We start from the raw sequence: 469 nt of genomic DNA, 5'->3' as shown, positions 1-469 counted from the left end.
GAGGAGGGAAGAGAGAGCGGAAGAGAGGAAGGTGAGAGAGGGATGGAGGGGGGGGGGGAGAGAGAGAGAGAGGGGAGGGGGGGAAGGAGAGGGAGGGAGGGGGGGGAGAGAGTGGGGGGGAAGGGAAGGGAGGGGGGGAAGGGGGGAAGAGAGGAGGAGAAGGAGGGGGGGGGGAAGGAAAAGGGAGAAAAGGGAGGGGGGAGGGAGGAGAGGGGAAGAGGGAGAGAAAAAGGAGGGAGGGAGAGGCGGGGGAGGAGGAGGGGCCGGCCGTGTGGGGTGAGGGGTGTAGGGGGGGGGTGATGGGTGGTGATGGGACGGGGGGCGGACAGGTGCAGTTGGGATCTGGCGGGAGGGTGGTGCGCTGGATCGCTGCAGGCGTCAGCTCCTGTTCAGGTGCCGGATCGACATGCTCGGCAGTGAGGCGGTCGAAGATTTGGCCGAACAGGTTGAGGTCGGCATAGACCTGAAG

Annotated in this window: 1 protein-coding gene; it reads left to right on the top strand. The window is 66.5% G+C overall.

The features are described from left to right. On the top strand, positions 1–280 hold a 280-nt coding region (locus VW35_RS21865), incomplete at its 5' end, for a hypothetical protein (RefSeq protein ID WP_210165918.1). Positions 281–469: the final 189 nt, after the last annotated feature.

It is taken from the genome of Devosia soli, from assembly GCF_000970455.1.
Classification (GTDB): domain Bacteria; phylum Pseudomonadota; class Alphaproteobacteria; order Rhizobiales; family Devosiaceae; genus Devosia; species Devosia soli.
This window is presented reverse-complemented; position numbering and strand designations above follow the sequence as displayed.